The following is a 19,241-nucleotide window of genomic DNA, read 5'->3' as shown; positions in this document are numbered from 1 at the left end:
CTCCTTTTATTAAAAATCTGTTTTTCAACTTCTATCTCTTTGTATAGTTGTTATTATAATGTGCTTCTATTCATTTTCTTTTCCGTATGGATTATAACTTCACCCAATATTGGCTTCCATCAGCTGTTCTATCTAAAAACCCATATTCAATTAAATATCTTCTTAACGTTACAAAATCCGGATATACACTTTCTATGACAGTATTTACTTCTTTTTCAGTGTACTTTTTATTACTATCAAACTTCGTCACTAAATGGCGTAATATAATTAATTTACGCTTTTGTTTTTTCGGAAATTTAGAAAGCGGTCCATCTAATCCTTCTGTAAAATGTACTTTTAATACTTCATCATTTTCTTCTTCCGTAATATTGTAGCGATCATCTACCATCGTCGCTGTTCTATGAATGGGTACAAATTTCGTTTGTACTTTTGATTTTTCTTCTGACAGTTCCATTAAAGCTAAAAACACTTTCGCTTGCTTCATTTTCTCTCGAAGTGTAAATCGATGATTGCGAATGGTTGAAGTACTTCCACCATCCATCTCTTTTACAATCTCTTTATCATTCAGCCCCATATGGAAAAACTGAACCATTTTCTTTTGCAAATCAGTTAAGCCTGTATACTTCTTATCAAGATTTAATAAATAATCAAACATAGACGTATGTTCATTTTGCACATGCAATTGTACAAACTTCTCTGCTTCATACAAAACTTGATTATCTTGATAAATTACGCCCTTAATAAATGCCTCTCCACAAGCTAAACAAATATATTCCTCTGCTTCCGCTTCAAATACATACCCTTTCTTCAATTCTTCTACCGAAGCATCCCAAAACTTCTCTGAAATATCACTCATACTAAACACTCCTTTAAAATGTTTATTTAAAAACAGACAAATCTCAATATTGTTTATTACCACTTCATAATCTTAACACAATTAAAATAAACATTTCAATGTTTCGTTTGCCTATTTTATAAACTTTTACAAAAACGTCTATTAAAAGAATTTAATACAATGAAAAGCGAATGTGTTTATATAAATTCATTTTATAAGATGTGAAATAGAAGCTAAATATTCTACAAGACCCGTGGTTTACCATTAAGCAAATCGCCAAAAATACATATGCGATTAGTGAATATGGACATTGGGAGAAAGTACATTCAATTTTAACTACAAAAAAGGTGTTTCCGTATAAGAAAACACCTTTTACTTTTTATATATTCTATTTACAGTCTCTACTAAAACCTTACTCGCTTGTACAAATGTATGCTTTCGATTTCTATCTTCAACAAATTTATTAGCATAACTACCTATAATCATCATACAACTAATTATAACTAACGCTATCTTTCTATTCTTGTCAGTCACTTCATGCCACTCCACTTTTACAAAACTTCTTTTGAATTTATTCCCTCAAGAAATTTTACATGAATAATAAAACGTGTGAGTATGCAATTCTGCATATTCACACGTTTTATTACGATGTTGTGATTTAATTTAGTTACAGTACACGTATACCGAGGTGACTAACTTGAAATTTAAAGCGAAAAAGAATCCATTTCACATCATTTTTATTACATTATTTATCATTATTTTTCTCGTTTCGCTATTCTTCCAAAATGAAAATTCTATTTTTTTCACTCTCATGATGCTGCTAAATATAGTGAATCTTTCTTCATTCTATTTTTCTCACTACAATATAACTGCATCATCTCTTATTGTAAAACACGGTTTCATATTTCATACTGAAATTCCATTTGAAGATATTCGTCACGTTAAATACTCTGGTAAAACACTTCATTCAAAAAAATGGACTAGACAGCAATTAGAAATCCATTACAATTTATTTGACTCAGTAACCGCTTTTGTACCACTAGAAGAAGAAAAGTTCATTTCACTCTTAAAAGAAAATTGTCCACATATGAAAGTAATGAATATGCCTGCTAACAAATAATATATTTTGAAGCTTGTAGGAGTGCAAGTGGATGAAACATAAAAAGAATAATAAAAGAAGCCAAGTTTCTATACTAAGAACCTTGGCTTCTTCTATTATTCTTTCGGAGCAATCATTTTTTTAGGATCGACAATTTCATCAAATTGTTCTTCTGTTAGTAGTCCAGATTGCAATGCTGCTTCTTTTAAAGTTAACCCATCTTTATGAGCATGCTTCGCAATTTTCGCTGCATTTTCATATCCGATATGCGGATTTAATGCTGTTACAAGCATTAATGAACGATTCACATTCTCTTTAATTACTTCTTCATCAGCTTCAATACCAACTGCACAATTATCATTAAATGAAACAATTGCATCTGCTAATAAGTGAGCGGATTGTAAGAAGTTATATGCAATAACAGGTTTAAATACGTTTAACTCAAAATTACCTTGACTCGCAGCAAATCCAATTGTTGCGTCATTTCCCATCACTTGCGCTACAACCATCGTTAACGCTTCACTTTGCGTTGGATTTACTTTACCTGGCATAATAGAGCTTCCTGGCTCATTTGCCGGAATGATAATTTCTCCTAGACCACTACGTGGACCACTTGCCAGCCAGCGCACATCGTTAGCGATTTTCATTAAATCCGCTGCTAATGCTTTTAATGCACCATGTGTATATACAACTTCGTCATGGCTCGTTAATGCATGGAACTTATTTGGTGCAGAAATAAATTGCTTACCTGTAAATTGGCTAATTTCCTCAGATACCATCTCACCAAATTTAGGATGAGCGTTAATACCTGTTCCAACTGCAGTACCACCAATCGCAAGCTCTTTCATATATGTATTGCTCTCTGCAATCATACGCTCTGTTTTTTCAAGCATACGGTGCCATCCACTAATTTCTTGCCCTAATGTTAACGGTGTCGCATCTTGTAAATGTGTACGACCAATTTTTATAATATGTTCAAATGCAGTTACTTTTTCTGCTAACGTTTCTTTTAATTTCATAATTGCTGGTAATACGTGATTTTCTACTGCAATTACACATGCTACATGAAGCGCTGTTGGAAATGTATCATTTGAACTTTGAGACATGTTCACATCATCATTCGGATGAATATGTACGTCAGATCCCTTCTCTTTCAAAATCTGATTCCCTCGATTTGCAATTACTTCATTCACATTCATATTTGACTGTGTACCACTACCCGTTTGCCATACGACAAGCGGAAAATGTTCATCCCATTTCCCTGCCATCACTTCGTCAGCTGCTGCCACAATTGCTTCTGCTTTTTCTTCTGATAGCTTTCCTAATTTTTGATTGCTAAGTGCTGCACTCTTCTTTAAAATGGCAAATGCTTTTACAATTTCAAGCGGCATTTGCTCTGTTCCAATCGGGAAGTTTTCTTTACTACGTTGTGTTTGTGCTGCCCATAATTTATCAGCTGGAACTTTTATTTCTCCTATTGTATCTCTTTCAATTCTGTACTCCATTTTTTCATCCCCTTGAAAATAAAATACCTACATTTCTTATAATAACAGACTTCCTCTTAAATGATAAGAATTCTCACTCATATATATAGATATTTTATATTTATTTTTAAAAATTCCTCTTGACCTAAACTTAAGTTTAGGCTGTATCCTTTCCTTTGTAACCTACTATAACAATACTGGAGGAATTCAATATGAAAAAATATGCTTTCATAACAGGTGCGAATAAAGGCATTGGATATGAAATTGTTCGTCAATTAGCAGAAAAAGATTATCACGTATTTTTAGGCGCTCGTAATAAACAACTTGGTCAACAAGCTGTAGAATCCTTACATGTTCCAAACGTTTCCTATATTCAAGTAGACATTTCTAGTGCTCAATCCATTCAAGAAGCAATCAAGAAAATCCACGAAACGACTGACCAATTAGATTTATTAATCAATAACGCAGGCATAGCACTCGACTTCCATACGCTACCTAGTGAATTAAATATTGAAACTTTACGCCAAGGATTTGAAGTTAACTTTTTCGGAACATTCCAAATGGTGCAAGCCTTTTTACCATTATTAAAGAAATCAAGCAACAGTAAAATTATAAATGTAACAACTGACATGGCTTCATTAACAATGTTTGCTAACGGTGAAACACATCCAATTAATGCATTAGGGTATAATTCTTCAAAAACAGCTATTAATGCTTTAACATTAGCTTTTAGTAAAGAATTTAGTACGAACGGCCCAGAAATTTTCGGAGTAACTCCCGGCTTTACAACTACTGACCTTAATGATAATTCCCCAGGTGGCCATACAACCAATGAAAGTGCTAAAATTATTATTAAATATGCATTAAGTGAAACAAACTATAATGGTAAAATACTAAATAAAGATGGAATTATAACTTGGTAGTAAAAGGATGAATTCTATGTATTATACGATCGGTCAAGTCGCCAAAATGCAACACTTAACTATTTCTCAAATACGTTATTACGATAAACAAGGACTGTTCCCTTTTCTTCAAAGAAATGAAAAAGGAGATCGAGTTTTTGACGAAGAAGCACTGAAATATTTAGAAATGATTTTATGCTTAAAAAACACCGGTATGCCCATTCAAAAAATAAAACAATTTATCGACTGGTCTATGGAGGGAGAACCTACTATCCTTCAACGGTTGGAATTAATGAAACAACAGGAGGCCAATGTCTTACAGCTCATTCAAGACACTGAAAAAAACTTAAAAAAGATACAACAAAAAATTGCTAAATATGAGAACGAAATAACTTTAGCAAATACTATTACCAAATAAAAAAATCACCTTCTACATGTTGTAGAAGGTGATTTTCATTTTATGATGCTTGCTTTCCTTTATCTGCATCATCCACATACCAAATGAATTTGCCTGTATATCCGTAAATAACTGCTAAGATTAATGAAACAAAGCTTAACCACATAAACGGAACATATGAGAACGTTGCTACACCTAAAATACCAGCCATAAAAATACCATTATCAGACCATGGAACCATACCTGAAGTTAGCGTTCCACCTACTTCTGAGTTACGCGCTAATACACGTCGGTCTATTTTTAATTTATCATAGCTATCTTCCATGATTTTTGGTGTTAAAATTAGTGATACGTACATCGCACAACCAAATATATTTGCTAAGAATGCCACGATTAATGTAGACAATGTTACATTACCTGCAGAATTTAATTTCTTTTCGAATTTTGATACGATTACTTTTAAAACACCTAATTTTTCAAGTAATCCACCAAATCCTAAACCGAAAATAATAACGGCTACTGAGCCAAGCATACCGTTAATTCCACCACGGTTTAATAACTTGTCAACAAATTCAACACCAGATTGAATTGAGAATCCGTTATACGCTGTTCCAATCGCCTCTCCAAAGTTCATTCCTTGGAAAAGAGTTGCCCAAATTGCACCAATTAAAGCTCCCATTGCAATTGTTGGCATAGAAGGTTTCTTCATCGCTAATAAAGCAATAACAATGACCGCCGGAACAAGCATCCATATTTTAATATCAAATTCCTTTAATAAAGCTTCTTTTAAAAACTCTACTCGATTCAAGTCTACATTATCGCCGCCGTACATCCAACCAGCTACAGTAAACATAATGCTAGTAATAATATAAGCCGGAACATCTAATACGAGCATAGCTCGAACGTGAGCAATAACATCTACTTTTGCCATAGAAGCTGCAAGAACTGTACTATCAGAAAGTGGTGATAATTTGTCGCCGAAATAAGCTCCTGAAAGAACTGCACCAGCAACAAGTGGAAGTGGTAAGCCAAGCCCTTCACCAATCGCCATCATAGCAATACCTGCTGTTCCAACTGTTCCCCATGATGTTCCTGTCGCGATAGAAGTTATCGAACAAATAATTAATGTTGCTAATAGGAATATGCTAGGGTGAATAAACTCTAATCCATAATAGATTAATGTTGGTACAACGCCACCTGCAATCCAAGTTCCAATTAAAGCACCTACTGCAACTAAAATCAGTATTGCTTCTAATCCGTTAGAAATCCCTTTCGTAATTGCATCTTGCAATTCTTGATAACGAAATCCTAATCTTAATCCAAGCGCAATTACTAAAAACCATGAAATAAATAGCGCTAATTGAATTGGGAGATCAAAAATCGTTTGGAAGGAAAAGACAACAGCGAGAAATAGTAATAAAAGAACTATGATTTCTAGCATCGATGGTAATCTTACACTTTTCATTTTTTTCTCTCCTTACAAGTCGATAACATGACGTATGTCGTCTTACATGTATGTAATATACAATTAGCGAAGACAAAACAAAATTTTCATATTATTTCGATTTATTTTTCCAGTATAATATATTGGACACCTTTTCTATTGTAAAAGTAGATGTTACTTTTCGCAATGGAAAATATAAAAAATGTTACATTTTTATTTAGATAGAACAATTCAAGAATAACTTTTTTAATATTTGTCATAACAAATTTTTTTACTATTATCCTCACCTTTTAAGGACTACCATTTTTCTCCACAAAAAAAGCACACATCATTAAAATGATGCATGCTCCACTTTTATTTATACATATTTTGTATTTCGTCTTTATTTTTAAGTATTTCAACAAACTTATCGCTACAACCTTTCGGAAATAACACTCCGAGTCCATATGAATGCTCAAACTGAAAATGAGGATGCTGCGCTTTGACCTCATTCCAAAATTTATACACGCCGAAATCACCACTTCTAACTTCAATATCATGAAATAATACAATACCATTTTTCGCGACTTTAGGTAACCACGTTCTATAATCATGAGAAACAGCTTCATACGTATGATAGCCATCAATATGCAAAAGATTTATTGTTTCATCTTGAAACTGATCTACAGCATCATCAAAAGTAGAACGAATCAAATTCCCTATATTAAGGTAGTTATCGCTCACCACTTTTTCTACTATTTGAAAAACGCCTTCTCCATATGGACCTGTATGCCCATCTCCAGCCCAAGTATCTATAGCAAAACACTTCGTAGCTAGCCCACCATCTTTTACCCCCTGACAAAAGCTGAAAAAAGAAGCGCCTAGATGTGTACCTAACTCAACCAAAGTTTCTGGTTTTTCAAATCGTACTAAATCATATGCAAAATCTAAATGTCCACTCCACGCAGATTGTGCCCGAATAATATGACTATAATTGTCAAATTCAAATGTTGGTTTATGAGTAACCCAGTTCATCACATTTCTCCTTCTACATATATTTTTAACAAACCAAATTACTCTTATCTTTATTTTTTTATCATTGTAATTATGATTTTATTTCATAAAAAGATGAAGAATTTACTCTTTCTTATTGAGGTAAAGCATCATATACATATGGATCTGTAGGCGTATTGATTTTCTCTACTTTGCTTACTTTGACAAGTGGAAATAGTGTGCCTTTATATGTCGTTTCATCTAACAAACCTGTTATTTTCACCCATGTTTCCTCCGGGAGCTTTTTTACGTTTTCCCCTGCAACAATCATTCCCCAGACTGATGCATCCGCAATACAACAAGTTATACCGTATCGCGCCACTACCGCTTTATCACCCGTCACATCTTTATCATTATATATAAATCCTGAGAATGTAATTTCTTTCCCTTTAAACCCATTTACATCTTGGCCAATTGCATTCATTGTCTGTACATAATCCTTATCCTCTACTTGTATTTCTCGTTGCCCTAACATACTTTTTTCTAATTGTGATTCCACTTGATCATTCGCTTTTAAATTCGAGGTTTCATCTTGTTCTTTCCAATCAAAATTTGCCTGTATTCCCTCTTTTTCGTTCTTTTCCATACTTCTCGCCTGTACACTTTGATTCATACCCCTTTTCCCCGCTAAACTTCCGTCAATTGTTACACCGCCAAATAGAAAAGCGCTAATAATTGGAACAACAAATAAAACATATACAAAGTATCGTTTCAGCCCCAATTTCAATTCCCTATGATGCACACAACAATTATCTTGTTCCTCTCTCTCATCTCCCCAGACCTGTAACGAACCAAGAAGTAAAATTACTACAAAAGCTATATACGTAAATTTAATCATTTTTGGAGCGATAAAATTATAAATATTCCCTGTTACAAGTAGTTTAAATAAGAGCATTGCTAAACCAATTAATATAATGCCACGAATATAGCGATGATAGGCCTTCTGTTCCTTCTTCTCCACTGCTTCACACCTCCTATAACGTTGTAATTTGCACAATTGTGTACACCGATAAAATAATAATTCCAATCAAAAAGAATACAAATCTCTTTTGAAAATACGCAAATAGCATGAACGTATTTTTCATATCAAGCATAGGCCCAAACACAAGAAATGCGAGAAGTGCTTTTACAGAGAAAACATGTCCAAAAGATGCCGCTATAAATGCATCTGCTGCTGAGCAAATGGATAAAACATAGCCCAATCCCATCATAATAATTGGGGAAATCACTTCATTATGCGCCACTGTATCAAGTACATTTCGATCAAAAAATGTTTGAAATACGCTCGCAAAAAAAGCACCAACCAACAAATATTTACCCGTATCAAAAAACTCATCTACAGTGTGATTCACAACATTCCTCCAGCCCCTTTTTTCTTTTTTTTGAATCGGTTCCTTTATATCTTTTAAAACATTTTTCCCGCGATAGAAATAATACACAATTAGCCCTACTAATAGCGCCGCACAAATTGTTATCCCAAAGCGTGCATATACAATTACATCATTTTTTTGAAATGCATATACGGTAGATAAAAGAACAATCGGGTTCATAATAGGTGCACTCAGTAAAATTACAATTCCTATATGAAAAGGGAGTCCTTTTTGAATAAGTCTTCTTACGATTGGTATAATGACACATTCACACATTGGAAAAATAATTCCCACAAATACTGCTGGAATCATTGCAACAATTGGAGATCTCGGCATTACTTTTTGAATCATATCTTCTGTCACAAACACTTGAATGAGAGAAGAAACAATTACCCCTAATAAAATAAAGGGTATTGCTTCAAATATAATACTTAAAAACACCGTATTCATATTCAACCATTCTTTTGGCATACCTTTATGTAAATTTGCTAAACTTGTAAAATCTACAAAAAATAATAAAAAAAGAAAAATAGCAATAAGGACTATTCCTATTAATTCTTTTGAAGCTCTATTAAAGACCAACATTATCCCCCCACTTTATTCATATTAAATCGTATGCTTGTCCAAATGCCCTACACTACTACAACACAAATTTTATAGTTTATTTCTATTCTTAAATCGTAATCATTATGATTTATTGTTGATTTTTTATTTTTTATCCCTTAATATAAAACGTAATCATTACGATTTAAAGGAGAGAGATTATTTCATGAAAAAAATACCTATTACTGTATTAAGTGGATTTTTAGGAGCTGGTAAAACCACTTTACTGCATCATATTTTGACTAATAAAAACAACTTAAAAGTAGCTGTTATCGTTAATGATATGAGTGAAGTAAACATTGACGCGTCCCTTATAAAAAAAGGTGGGTTTTCACGCACAGAGGAAAAACTAGTAGAAATTCAAAATGGTTGTATTTGTTGTACACTACGAGAAGATTTAATGATAGAAGTGAATCGGCTTGTTAAAAACGGTGATATTGACTATATAGTTATTGAATCTTCCGGTATAAGTGAGCCGATTCCAGTTGCCCAAACCTTTACTTATACAGACGACGTTCTTAACATTGATTTAACGAAAAATTGTCGCCTCGATACGATGGTTACAGTTGTAGATGCAAATAGATTTTGGGATGATTTTGCAGATGGAGAAAGTCTACTAGACCGAAAACAGGCAATTGATGAAAATGATACACGAGAAGTTATTGATTTATTAATAGATCAAATTGAGTTTGCAAATGTAATTATCCTTAATAAGGTAGACCTACTAGAAAAAGAAGATGTGATAGAACTCCATCATTTACTAAAGAGACTAAACCCTAGTGCAAAAATTATTGAGTCTTCATTTAGCAACGTACCACTGCAAGAAATTTTAAATACAAATTTATTCAATTATGAGGAAGCCAGTCAATCAGCGGGCTGGATGCAAGAATTAAATAGTGAACATCACACACCCGAAACGGAAGAATACGGTATCAATTCCTTTGTATACCGTCGTAAATACCCTTTCCATCCTGAACGCCTTATGAATTGGCTAGAAAAATGGCCTGTAGATGTTGTAAGAGCGAAAGGCTTTTTCTGGCTCGCATCTCGTAATAATATGATAGGGCTTCTATCTCAAGCAGGTTCCTCTATTACAATTCAAGGAGCCGGCGAATGGATAGCAGCATTACCCGAAAACGAAAGAAAACAAGTCCTTACAGAAGAACCTGAAGTATTGAAAAATTGGGATGAACGATACGGAGATCGAGTAAGTGAACTCGTATTTATCGGCATTGATATGAATCATTCTCTGATTGAACAATCATTAGATGATTGTCTATTAACAGAAAAAGAAATGGAACAAAACTGGAATACATTTGTTGATCCTATTCCAGCTTTTACTTACACTTCATAATCAACAACAAAAAGGCTTCCGTAAAATGAAGCCTTTTCTACTTTATAGCACTCTTATTCAAAAGATTCGCTTTAATAATAAACACAATTGTACCTAAAACAACTAATGCAGTATATACGATCCCAACCACATCACCTATTTTTTCTAGGCCAAATGGTAATATTATTGTACTAACTCCGACTATATAGGAAAACATCCCTGAAAGCTTCGCTAATTTATTTTTATCTCCAACAAACGTTTCTTCCTGATAACCTGCCAACAAAAACAATCGCTTTTTCACATGTATTTGATATCCTAAAAAAATTATAAGTAATCCAACAAATAAACAAACCAAAAATCCCGCTAGCATATTACCACCAACCTTTCTAGAATATTTTACCATATAAAAAGTTCATCGTTCTTAATAAAAAATGGTTTCAATTAGAAATTTCAGTTTATTTACACTCCATTACGTGATATATTGCATATTGTATCCAATATATATTTTTGAAAGGAGGACTATATACCTTATGGATCCAAATCGCTTAAAAGGAATCATTATGGTTATAATTGGGGCTTGTTTATGGGGATTGTCCGGGACAGCTGCACAACAACTTTTCCAATATGAACACGTTTCTACTGAATGGTTAGTTACTATTCGATTGCTTATATCCGGTATTATCTTGCTCATTATTTCGGCATTCGGAACGAGAAAAAAAGAAATATTCGGCATATGGAAACAAAGATCTGATGCTTATAAAATGGTATTGTTTGGCCTATTCGGTATGCTTGCAGTACAGTACACGTATTTTGCTTCTATTAAAGAAGGCAATGCCGCCGTCGCAACACTATTACAATATTTAGCTCCTATATTTATCACTGTATACTTACTTTTCAAATGGAACGTTCGTCCATCAAAAATTGATTTTATTTCAATTGCCCTCTCATTAGTAGGAACTTTCCTCTTGCTAACAAACGGGTCTGTTCATAACTTGGCTGTTTCTACACCAGCTATTATTTGGGGAATTTTATCTGGATTATCTCTTGCTTTTTATAGTTTATATTCAAAGGAATTACTAGATAGATGGTCTTCTTCTGTTATCGTTGGATGGGGCATGATTATTGGGGGTATTGGTGTAACATTACTACACTTTATTTCTACAAAAGAATTCATTTTATTATCAACTATGAAATATGTAAAACTAAGTACCCTACCGCTTATCACATTTGTCGTCATTTTCGGGACACTTATTGCATTTTATTTATACTTAGACAGCATACGATACCTGACTCCGAAAGAAACGACATTATTCGGTTGTACAGAACCACTCGCAGCTATTATTTCTTCTGTACTTATATTACACGTACCATTTCAATCTTTTCAGTTATTGGGCGCTTTTTGTGTCATTGTAATGGTGCTTATCTTAAGCCAAAAACCGGATGAAGGGAAACCCGAATTAAAGCTTGTTCATGAAAAAACGGAAAATATACAATGAAAGGATTGAATTCACTATGCCTATCCCTCAAAATTATAAAAAACAAGGAAGAGTTTCAGCAAAATCAATCGTTTTAAATCAACTACAAGATTGGATTATTGAAGGTGTACTGCAGCCTGATGAAAAAATTAATGATGGGGAACTGGCTGAAGCACTAGGAGTAAGCAGAACACCTGTAAGAGAAGCACTTCAAATATTAGAGCTTTCTGGATTAGTGGAAATGGTACCTGGGCAAAAAACAAAAATTGCTCCTATTAAGTTAGACGACATTCCTATCATTTATGAAACGATGGCTGGTCTTCACTCTATTATAGGAAAGCAAGCACTTCAAAACATTACAGACGCTAATTTGAAGCTACTTTCTGAAATAAATGATGATTTTCAGCGCTCTATAGAGGAAAAAAACGCAAAACAAGCTTTAAAACTAGATATACAATTTCACAATACAATTTCTTCTATTGCTAAAAACCAATATATTGAACCCTTTTTAGAAAATATGCAACTTCACGTTTTACGCCTTGAATATTTGTTTTTCCAAAACTTTGTTCCAGCAAGTCAATCTATTGAAGAACATCATTCTATCATTCAAGCACTGCAGAAGCAGGACGAAAAACAAATGGAACAAATGATGTCTCAAAACTGGCTCCGTCCAATGAGAGAAATACAAAAAATAATTTCTACAAAATAATAATAGAGCTGGTTACACAAAATCGTAACCAGCTCACCTTTTACTAATCTATATAGCTATGCCTGAATATCTGCATAATCTTCCATGTCCTCGTACTCTTTTTCCAATTCCTCTAAAGACAGCTCGTATAATTGTCGGTCGCGAATCTTAAACACACCTGCTCCAATTAACTCATCAATTAAATGCCTCTTACGATTTTCAACAGCAAAACGGAGTTGACTACTCATCTTTTAAAAAACTCCTTTCTACGATCATTGAAAATGATAATCTTTATCAATTACCACTTTTGATTATAAAAGATGACTCTTTATAAGTAAAGTAATTTCATGAAATATTTACCTTACAAAGTATTTGTGGCCACATTATATATATGTATGCCGTGCGAAAAATGTTATGACACATTTTCTTATCCTTTTTCTTTCATACTTTGCAAGTTGTCCCACTATGATTAAATTCACCATCTATTTCTACTTGAATGGTGACATGTTCTACATGAAACTTCTCCTTCAATACATCCGTAGCCTCTTTTAATACGCTTTGCGTTTCATTCTCTTTAATAATCAAATGGCAAGTTAATACTTGAAAATCAGATGTGACAGACCATATGTGCAAATCATGAACTTCTTTTACAACCGAAATATTTAATAATGTATTTTTTACTTCTTCAACATTTATGTGCTGCGGTGCACCTTCCATTAATATATGAACCGTATCACGTGTCACACGCCACCCACTAATAATGACTAAAATAGACACAAGAATACTAGCAATCGCATCTGCAGCAGTCCATCCGAAAAATTTAATACATAGCGCTGCAATAATTGCTCCGACTGATCCTAATAGATCGCCTAATACGTGTAAGAAAGCACTTCTTAAATTCAAATTCCCCTTCACATCTCCGCCTCTCATTAATATCCAAGCTGATAAAATATTAATAAGCAGACCAAGTACAGCAATAATAAGCATCCCATTACTAGCAATCTCAACTGGTTCTTTAAAACGGCGAATTGCTTCAATAAAAATGTATACTGAAATGACAATAAGAACGACACCGTTACATAATGCCGCTAACATTTCGACTCGCTTATACCCGTATGTTTTCGCAGTTGTTGCTGTTTTTTCTCCAAGCTTAAACGCAAGTAAACTTAGCGCTAAGGATACCGCATCACTTAACATATGCCCCGCGTCAGATAATAGTGCTAAGCTATTTGTTACAAATCCTCCAATAACTTCAGCAATCATAAAACTTGTCGTTAATACGAAGGCAATTAGTAACGCCTTTTTATTTTTTGAATGACCATGATCATGTGAGTGTCCCATACGAATGCTCCTTTAAGTGCAATATCTGTATGTTAGTATGAAACAAACTCACTCCCTTTATCCCCGATTAACTGTCCGTAAACAACCACTTCCTTCTGTATACACACTTCGCTATTTTTTAAACAAGTCCTTTTTCTCAAGCAAAAACAAGACTACTTCTTTTTTATTTTCATATTCTTTACTAAAGAAAGAATTTTTGAGGAGGGGACAAAATTGAAAAGATTATTTCTCTGTATGGAGCGTGAACTACTTGTAGTAAAAGAACAATACGGTAGCTTTGAAACAGCGTATCACTTACAAAATATGCAACCTACCTGTATCGTCGTTGATCCATTCCAACAAAACCGTGTATATTGCGGAACATTTGGACGAGGTCTCTGGTTAAGTGACGATAGCGGAGATTCATGGAGACCAATTGGAGATTCTTATCGTTACTTTGATTTTCCAAAAGAAGATGGTATTCTACACTCTTCTATTACTTCCATTACGATAAGCCCTAATGAACAAGTGAACGGCTATGGCGTCGTTTATGTCGGCACAGAACCGAGCGCTTTATTCCGTTCTGAAAATGGTGGTGAAACGTGGACTGAACTTAAAAATATGAAATCATTATTATCTTCTTATACGTGGGCTTTCCCGCCTAGACCTTTTACTCATCACGTACGCTGGATTACAGTTGATCCAAACAATCCGAATACAATCCATGTTTCAATTGAAGCTGGTGCTGTTATTCAAAGTAACGATAAAGGACATACATGGATTGATAAAAAATTTGGTGCTCCTATCGATGCTCATCAATTACTTATGCACCCTGAAGCCCCAAATCGCCTTTACGCATCATGTGGTGACGGATTTATGGGCGGACCCGATCGCGCATACCTTGAAAGTTATAACAGTGGAAACAGCTGGATATCATGCAGTGAAGGACTTGAACATCATTATTTATATAGCATGGCTATCGATCCAGCTGATTGCAATACGATTCTCGTTTCTGCCGCACCGAGTGCTGATCTCGCTCATCACCGTATACCTTATGAATCTTATATTTATCGTAAAACGAAAGATACTCCGTTCCAGCAAGTACAGCAAGGACTACCATCAGCAATCGGTACAGTCATTTCGATGTTTGCGACAAACGAAGCCGAACCACATACGTTTTACACTTTAAATAACAACGGTGTGTTTCAATCCAATGATAGCGGCGAATCGTGGGAACAACTAAACATTCCGTGGAAAGATGAATATAAAACGCAACATCCGCATGCTTTACTTGTGACTAGTTCTTAACGAAAAAAAGACTGCCTAACGGTTTTAGGCAGTCTCTCTTTTATTTCTTTAAATCAATTACGATATCATCTAGAACAATATCTTTACTCTTCGCTTCTTTTTTCGGCACTTCTATTTTCTTCTCTTTTCCATTCACATACTCCACTCCACCATGATTTTCAGGTGTATGAATTCGCAAGTGTACGCGAGGTGTAACGATAAGTTTTGTTGCATTTTCGTTTAGTTTTTGGAAGGTGGCACTCCAATGGATATTGTAAGGATCGTTGCCACTTCCTCCATTTCCTTCACCCGAATAATCATTCCCTAAATCATCCTTAACCGTTAATTCAACATCTACACTATCCCATTCTTTCCTCGCACCCTTAGAAACTTCTTGATTGTAATAAAGAATAAATGAAACCGGCGACATTGCGACCTTTTCCATATTTGCTTTTATACCTTCTTTTTCCGAACTTCCAGCAATTGTTCTCTCTTTACTATCCATTGATTTTACAGTTAACGCGAAATTCCAATTACCTTGTATTGATTTTTTCCTATCTGGCATCTCTATTCCCTCTATATTCCATCTAAAGTTTACTTTGTCCTTTTTATTACTATCATGGTGCGTCGTTGTTACCATACCTACATATTTTTTTTCAGTAACTTTAGTCATTTTCCCACTTCCTGAACTACCATGAGCGTCCATTATATCCAATCCGCCTAATATAATAGGATCATCCCCTAAGTCTTGCTCACTTTCCAGTGAATACGTTATAGATAATGTTCTGCCATCAGAAATTACATCATTAATTGTAACCTTAACCCCATTACTCTCCCGCGTCATATTCAACTCAGTCGAAAACTCTTTATAATTTTCATATAACCCTGTTCTACCATTATCTAAAAATCGGAATATGTCACCTACAATTGGCAATCCTCCGGCATATGTAGGAAACCCGATACCGAGCGTTGCAACTGATAATCCTACTAAAATAGATGCAGCAGCGACACCTTTTTTCCAACTTTTCATCTTTTTCTTCGTACGTATCGATTGTTTTACATTACGCTTTACTTTTTCTTTTTCAATTTCAGAAGCCTCAATTTCCTCAAGCTCTTTTTCATCTATATCAATGTCATTTAATAGTTCATAAATGTCTTTCATATTGCACTACCTCCAAAATTAATATTCGTAGCATTTTGTTGTAGTTTCTTTTTCCCTCGGTACACTCGATTATCGATCGCCGCCCGGGTTAGTCCTAACTTGTCACCTATTTCCTCTGTCTTCATACCGAGAAGGTATTTCATAATGAACACCTTTTGATCTAGCGGTTCTAATTGATTAATAAGCTTTAATAACTCTTCCCTATCTTCCATAACGATTAATTCATCTTCAGCTGACTTTTCCGTACTGATATGAAACTCATCTGAAATAATTTCTACTTTTTTAGTCGCTTTCCGGTAATAATCAATCGCCTTAAATTTCGCGATTACCGCAATCCATTTTTTAAAATCATTCGGCTCTCCATGAAATTTATTTGCGTTATTCCAAACGGAAAGAAATATATCGTTTACACATTCCTCTATCAATCCATCATTTTGAACTGGAAGAAGAACTTTATGCGTTATCCCCTTTATGAGTGGTAAGTATGTATCGACAACAAATTCTAGCGCATCTTCTTTTTGCCCTTGTAATCTTTTTATAAAATTTTTCTCATTTGATTTCATGTAGCGATTCCCCTTATTTTTTTGTAAAAGCTTTTACACCCTATATAACGTCTAAACAAATATTTTCTCTCATCTTTTTATTATTTTTTGTATGTAATGGAATACTTTCCCTTAGCCATTGTCTCACATAACTATGCGTTCAAAGAAAATTTTCTCAAGTCTGTAATTTAATTCATGTAGTACACTATTTATATAGTCATTCTTTAACTTAGTGTACATTTCACCCCGCATTAACGGGCAGTAAATCCCACCTCAAAATTGTGCGAATGCGAGGATCTTAGGTGAGGGATAACTGCCCGTTAAAGCCCGATTGGTTCAACTAATAATTATTGGGGGCTGGACACCCCCAAATGATTGAATTTTCACTTTATTTCATTAATCTACTTTTCAACATTTTAAATTAGGAGATGAGATGTGTATGTGTGGAATTACAGGTTGGGTAGATTGGAAGGAAGACCTTTCAAATGAACATGTTATTTTAGAAAAGATGGCAAATAGTATTCAGCATCGTGGTCCTGATGCTGAAGGATTTTGGTTTTCACCTCGCGCGGCCTTTGCACACCGCCGGTTAATCGTAATTGATCCAGAAGGCGGAACACAACCGAAGACATTTCGTGCTGGTGATTATACGTATGCTCTTACTTATAATGGAGAAATTTATAATTTCCGTGAACTGAGAGAACAACTTCGAAAATGTGGTCATGCATTTGAAACGCATTCAGATACAGAAGTGTTACTACATGCTTATTTAGAATGGAAAGAAGACTGCGTACAACATTTAAACGGCATTTTCGCTTTTGCCTTATGGGATGATCAGAAGCAACAACTGTTTTTAGCACGTGATCATTTAGGCGTAAAACCGCTCTTTTATACAGAAAGAAATGACAGTATTATTTTCGGATCTGAAATAAAAGCATTATTAGCTCATCCATCTGTTCCTGCTGAAATTGATGCGAATGGCATAAATGAAATATTTGGATTAGGCTTATTTCGAACTCCAGGATGTGGCGTCTTTAAACATATTCAAGAAGTGCGTGCTGGACATTCTATAACGTTTACACGTGATAAAAAAGTAGTTACGAAGTATTGGAATTTAGAAAGTAAGGTCCATACAGATTCAATAGAAGATACATCATCACATATTTTATCTATTTTACAAGATACAGTAAAAAGACAATTAATTGCCGATGTTCCTCTCGTCTGTATGTTATCAGGAGGATTAGATTCTAGCGGCATTACTGCACTAGCGGGGAAAGAATTTGCTGCTGAAAATAAAACACTTCATACGTATTCCGTTGACTTCGTAAATAGCGCAAAAGATTTTGAACTGACATTTGCTCGCACTGGTTTAGACGCTCCTTGGGTAAAACGCGTTTCTGAGCATGTAGGGACATCGCATCATGATATTATTGTGAATGCTGAAGAATTAGCAAATCACTTATTCGTTCCCCTTCGTGCAAAAGATTTACCGAGTGCTGGTGAAATGGAAACTTCACTATATTTACTATTTTGCGAAATGAAAAAAGATGCAACTGTAGCTTTATCTGGAGAATCTGCTGATGAAGTATTCGGTGGATATCCTTGGTTTCACCAAGAAGAATTACTGTATGTAGATAAGTTTCCGTGGCTAACTAATTGGAAAAATACATCTCCTCTTCTACTAAATGAAGTAAATAACCAATGCAACTTAGAAAACTATATTGATACACGATTCCAAGAAGCGATACTTGAAGTACCTACTCTTGAAGGCGAAAACAAAAAATCCGCGAAACAACGTCAAATGTTTTATTTATTTTTAACGAGATTTCTCCCGTTCTTACTTGACCGTAAAGACCGTATGAGTATGGCTGTCGGATTTGAAGTTCGTGTACCGTTTTGCGATTATCGATTAGTTGAATATTTATGGAACGTTCCTTTCAACATAAAAAGCATTGATAATATTGAAAAAGGCATTTTACGTAGAGCACTGCAACCTGCTTTACCTGACGATGTACGTAATAGAAGAAAAAGCGCTTATCCAACTTCACAAGATCCACATTATTTACAAACAATCCGTCACTTATCACTCGACATGTGCAGTAATAAAAACAATCCTATTTTCTCACTTATTAATCATTCCACATTACTTGCGATTGCCGATGAAAGCAATAAAGAAATTAACGATTTTGAAGCAAGAAGTGCTATGGAATACATGCTTCAAGTAAATGAATGGTTGAAAACATATCACATCCATATCGCTTAACAAAA

The 19,241-nt window shown here is 34.5% G+C and carries 19 protein-coding genes; 8 read left to right on the top strand and 11 right to left on the bottom strand.

Going from position 1 to position 19,241, the window contains the following annotated elements; genetic code table 11:
• Nucleotides 1–91: 91 nt before the first annotated feature.
• Nucleotides 92–856: a DUF2087 domain-containing protein gene (locus KZZ19_RS08610; protein ID WP_088095919.1), complete on the bottom strand. Its 765-nt coding sequence runs from the start codon at nt 854–856 to the stop codon at nt 92–94.
• 676 nt (nt 857–1,532) lie between these two features.
• Between KZZ19_RS08610 and KZZ19_RS08605 the strand changes: the two genes are divergently transcribed.
• Nucleotides 1,533–1,955 carry a PH domain-containing protein gene (locus tag KZZ19_RS08605; RefSeq protein ID WP_088095918.1) on the top strand — a complete coding sequence of 141 codons (423 nt, stop codon included), beginning with the start codon at nt 1,533–1,535 and terminating at the stop codon, nt 1,953–1,955.
• A 95-nt stretch (nt 1,956–2,050) separates the two neighbouring features.
• Here the strand turns inward: KZZ19_RS08605 and fumC are convergent, their stop codons facing one another.
• Nucleotides 2,051–3,439, bottom strand: coding sequence for a class II fumarate hydratase (gene fumC / locus KZZ19_RS08600; RefSeq protein WP_237982399.1), 1,389 nt, complete (start codon nt 3,437–3,439; stop codon nt 2,051–2,053).
• Nucleotides 3,440–3,630: 191 nt separating this feature from the next.
• On the opposite strand from fumC, the gene KZZ19_RS08595 reads away from it, so the two are divergent.
• A complete protein-coding gene (locus KZZ19_RS08595) occupies nt 3,631–4,341 on the top strand; it encodes an SDR family NAD(P)-dependent oxidoreductase (RefSeq protein ID WP_237982398.1) in 711 nt (236 codons plus the stop codon).
• A 16-nt stretch (nt 4,342–4,357) separates the two neighbouring features.
• A complete protein-coding gene (locus KZZ19_RS08590; RefSeq protein WP_237982397.1) occupies nt 4,358–4,738 on the top strand; it encodes a MerR family transcriptional regulator in 381 nt (126 codons plus the stop codon).
• A gap of 40 nt (nt 4,739–4,778) precedes the next feature.
• On the opposite strand, the gene nhaC is transcribed toward KZZ19_RS08590, so the two are convergent.
• The 4 genes from nhaC to KZZ19_RS08570 form a co-directional block, all read right to left on the bottom strand.
• Nucleotides 4,779–6,182, bottom strand: a complete 1,404-nt coding sequence (gene nhaC, locus KZZ19_RS08585) for a Na+/H+ antiporter NhaC (RefSeq protein WP_088095914.1) — start codon at nt 6,180–6,182, stop codon at nt 4,779–4,781.
• Nucleotides 6,183–6,515: 333 nt separating this feature from the next.
• Nucleotides 6,516–7,175 (bottom strand): class I SAM-dependent methyltransferase, encoded by a 660-nt coding sequence (locus KZZ19_RS08580; RefSeq protein WP_237982396.1) that lies wholly within the window; start codon nt 7,173–7,175, stop codon nt 6,516–6,518.
• Between the two features lie 112 nt (nt 7,176–7,287).
• Nucleotides 7,288–8,154: a TIGR03943 family putative permease subunit gene (locus KZZ19_RS08575; RefSeq protein WP_237982395.1), complete on the bottom strand. Its 867-nt coding sequence runs from the start codon at nt 8,152–8,154 to the stop codon at nt 7,288–7,290.
• Nucleotides 8,155–8,167: 13 nt separating this feature from the next.
• Nucleotides 8,168–9,145, bottom strand: a complete 978-nt coding sequence (locus tag KZZ19_RS08570) for a permease (RefSeq protein ID WP_237982394.1) — start codon at nt 9,143–9,145, stop codon at nt 8,168–8,170.
• Between the two features lie 187 nt (nt 9,146–9,332).
• On the opposite strand from KZZ19_RS08570, the gene KZZ19_RS08565 reads away from it, so the two are divergent.
• Nucleotides 9,333–10,520 carry a GTP-binding protein gene (locus tag KZZ19_RS08565; RefSeq protein WP_237982393.1) on the top strand — a complete coding sequence of 396 codons (1,188 nt, stop codon included), beginning with the start codon at nt 9,333–9,335 and terminating at the stop codon, nt 10,518–10,520.
• Between the two features lie 37 nt (nt 10,521–10,557).
• On the opposite strand, the gene KZZ19_RS08560 is transcribed toward KZZ19_RS08565, so the two are convergent.
• Nucleotides 10,558–10,869, bottom strand: a complete 312-nt coding sequence (locus KZZ19_RS08560; RefSeq protein ID WP_237982392.1) for a DUF3784 domain-containing protein — start codon at nt 10,867–10,869, stop codon at nt 10,558–10,560.
• 160 nt (nt 10,870–11,029) lie between these two features.
• On the opposite strand from KZZ19_RS08560, the gene KZZ19_RS08555 reads away from it, so the two are divergent.
• Complete coding sequence (locus KZZ19_RS08555; protein WP_237982391.1) at nt 11,030–11,995, top strand: DMT family transporter; 966 nt, start codon at nt 11,030–11,032, stop codon at nt 11,993–11,995.
• A 16-nt stretch (nt 11,996–12,011) separates the two neighbouring features.
• Nucleotides 12,012–12,683, top strand: a complete 672-nt coding sequence (locus KZZ19_RS08550) for a GntR family transcriptional regulator (protein ID WP_237982390.1) — start codon at nt 12,012–12,014, stop codon at nt 12,681–12,683.
• Nucleotides 12,684–12,739: 56 nt separating this feature from the next.
• Here KZZ19_RS08550 and fbpA read toward each other — a convergent pair whose 3' ends face one another.
• Entirely contained in the window at nt 12,740–12,910 is a 171-nt protein-coding gene (gene fbpA, locus KZZ19_RS08545) for a Fur-regulated basic protein FbpA (RefSeq protein ID WP_000098301.1), read from the bottom strand.
• A gap of 193 nt (nt 12,911–13,103) precedes the next feature.
• Nucleotides 13,104–14,003, bottom strand: coding sequence for a cation diffusion facilitator family transporter (locus KZZ19_RS08540; RefSeq protein ID WP_237982389.1), 900 nt, complete (start codon nt 14,001–14,003; stop codon nt 13,104–13,106).
• A gap of 213 nt (nt 14,004–14,216) precedes the next feature.
• On the opposite strand from KZZ19_RS08540, the gene KZZ19_RS08535 reads away from it, so the two are divergent.
• On the top strand, nt 14,217–15,290 hold the full coding sequence (locus tag KZZ19_RS08535; RefSeq protein ID WP_237982388.1) for a WD40/YVTN/BNR-like repeat-containing protein: 1,074 nt from the start codon (nt 14,217–14,219) through the stop codon (nt 15,288–15,290).
• 40 nt (nt 15,291–15,330) lie between these two features.
• On the opposite strand, the gene KZZ19_RS08530 is transcribed toward KZZ19_RS08535, so the two are convergent.
• Nucleotides 15,331–16,431 carry a DUF4179 domain-containing protein gene (locus tag KZZ19_RS08530; protein WP_237982387.1) on the bottom strand — a complete coding sequence of 367 codons (1,101 nt, stop codon included), beginning with the start codon at nt 16,429–16,431 and terminating at the stop codon, nt 15,331–15,333.
• Nucleotides 16,428–16,994 (bottom strand): sigma-70 family RNA polymerase sigma factor, encoded by a 567-nt coding sequence (locus tag KZZ19_RS08525; RefSeq protein WP_237982386.1) that lies wholly within the window; start codon nt 16,992–16,994, stop codon nt 16,428–16,430. Before KZZ19_RS08525 ends, KZZ19_RS08530 begins: the two co-directional genes overlap by 4 nt.
• Nucleotides 16,995–17,412: 418 nt before the next feature.
• On the opposite strand from KZZ19_RS08525, the gene asnB reads away from it, so the two are divergent.
• Nucleotides 17,413–19,236, top strand: a complete 1,824-nt coding sequence (gene asnB, locus KZZ19_RS08520; RefSeq protein WP_226545461.1) for an asparagine synthase (glutamine-hydrolyzing) — start codon at nt 17,413–17,415, stop codon at nt 19,234–19,236.
• Nucleotides 19,237–19,241 lie beyond the last annotated feature (5 nt).

Origin of the sequence: Bacillus thuringiensis (assembly GCF_022095615.2) — a bacterium.
In the GTDB taxonomy this organism is placed as follows: Bacteria; Bacillota; Bacilli; order Bacillales; family Bacillaceae_G; genus Bacillus_A; species Bacillus_A cereus_AG.
Note: the sequence above shows the minus strand (reverse complement) of the source record. Positions and strands in the feature narration are given on the sequence as shown.

What these genes read in the sequence shown, in the direction of transcription:
- KZZ19_RS08610 (WP_088095919.1), bottom strand. Translation starts at nt 856, where the DNA reads ATGAGTGATATTTCAGAGAAGTTTTGGGATGCTTCGGTAGAAGAATTG.
- fumC (WP_237982399.1), bottom strand. Translation starts at nt 3,439, where the DNA reads ATGGAGTACAGAATTGAAAGAGATACAATAGGAGAAATAAAAGTTCCA.
- KZZ19_RS08595 (WP_237982398.1), top strand. Translation starts at nt 3,631, where the DNA reads ATGAAAAAATATGCTTTCATAACAGGTGCGAATAAAGGCATTGGATAT.
- KZZ19_RS08590 (WP_237982397.1), top strand. Translation starts at nt 4,358, where the DNA reads ATGTATTATACGATCGGTCAAGTCGCCAAAATGCAACACTTAACTATT.
- nhaC (WP_088095914.1), bottom strand. Translation starts at nt 6,182, where the DNA reads ATGAAAAGTGTAAGATTACCATCGATGCTAGAAATCATAGTTCTTTTA.
- KZZ19_RS08580 (WP_237982396.1), bottom strand. Translation starts at nt 7,175, where the DNA reads ATGAACTGGGTTACTCATAAACCAACATTTGAATTTGACAATTATAGT.
- KZZ19_RS08565 (WP_237982393.1), top strand. Translation starts at nt 9,333, where the DNA reads ATGAAAAAAATACCTATTACTGTATTAAGTGGATTTTTAGGAGCTGGT.
- KZZ19_RS08560 (WP_237982392.1), bottom strand. Translation starts at nt 10,869, where the DNA reads ATGCTAGCGGGATTTTTGGTTTGTTTATTTGTTGGATTACTTATAATT.
- KZZ19_RS08555 (WP_237982391.1), top strand. Translation starts at nt 11,030, where the DNA reads ATGGATCCAAATCGCTTAAAAGGAATCATTATGGTTATAATTGGGGCT.
- KZZ19_RS08550 (WP_237982390.1), top strand. Translation starts at nt 12,012, where the DNA reads ATGCCTATCCCTCAAAATTATAAAAAACAAGGAAGAGTTTCAGCAAAA.
- fbpA (WP_000098301.1), bottom strand. Translation starts at nt 12,910, where the DNA reads ATGAGTAGTCAACTCCGTTTTGCTGTTGAAAATCGTAAGAGGCATTTA.
- KZZ19_RS08540 (WP_237982389.1), bottom strand. Translation starts at nt 14,003, where the DNA reads ATGGGACACTCACATGATCATGGTCATTCAAAAAATAAAAAGGCGTTA.
- KZZ19_RS08530 (WP_237982387.1), bottom strand. Translation starts at nt 16,431, where the DNA reads ATGAAAGACATTTATGAACTATTAAATGACATTGATATAGATGAAAAA.
- KZZ19_RS08525 (WP_237982386.1), bottom strand. Translation starts at nt 16,994, where the DNA reads ATGAAATCAAATGAGAAAAATTTTATAAAAAGATTACAAGGGCAAAAA.
- asnB (WP_226545461.1), top strand. Translation starts at nt 17,413, where the DNA reads ATGTGTGGAATTACAGGTTGGGTAGATTGGAAGGAAGACCTTTCAAAT.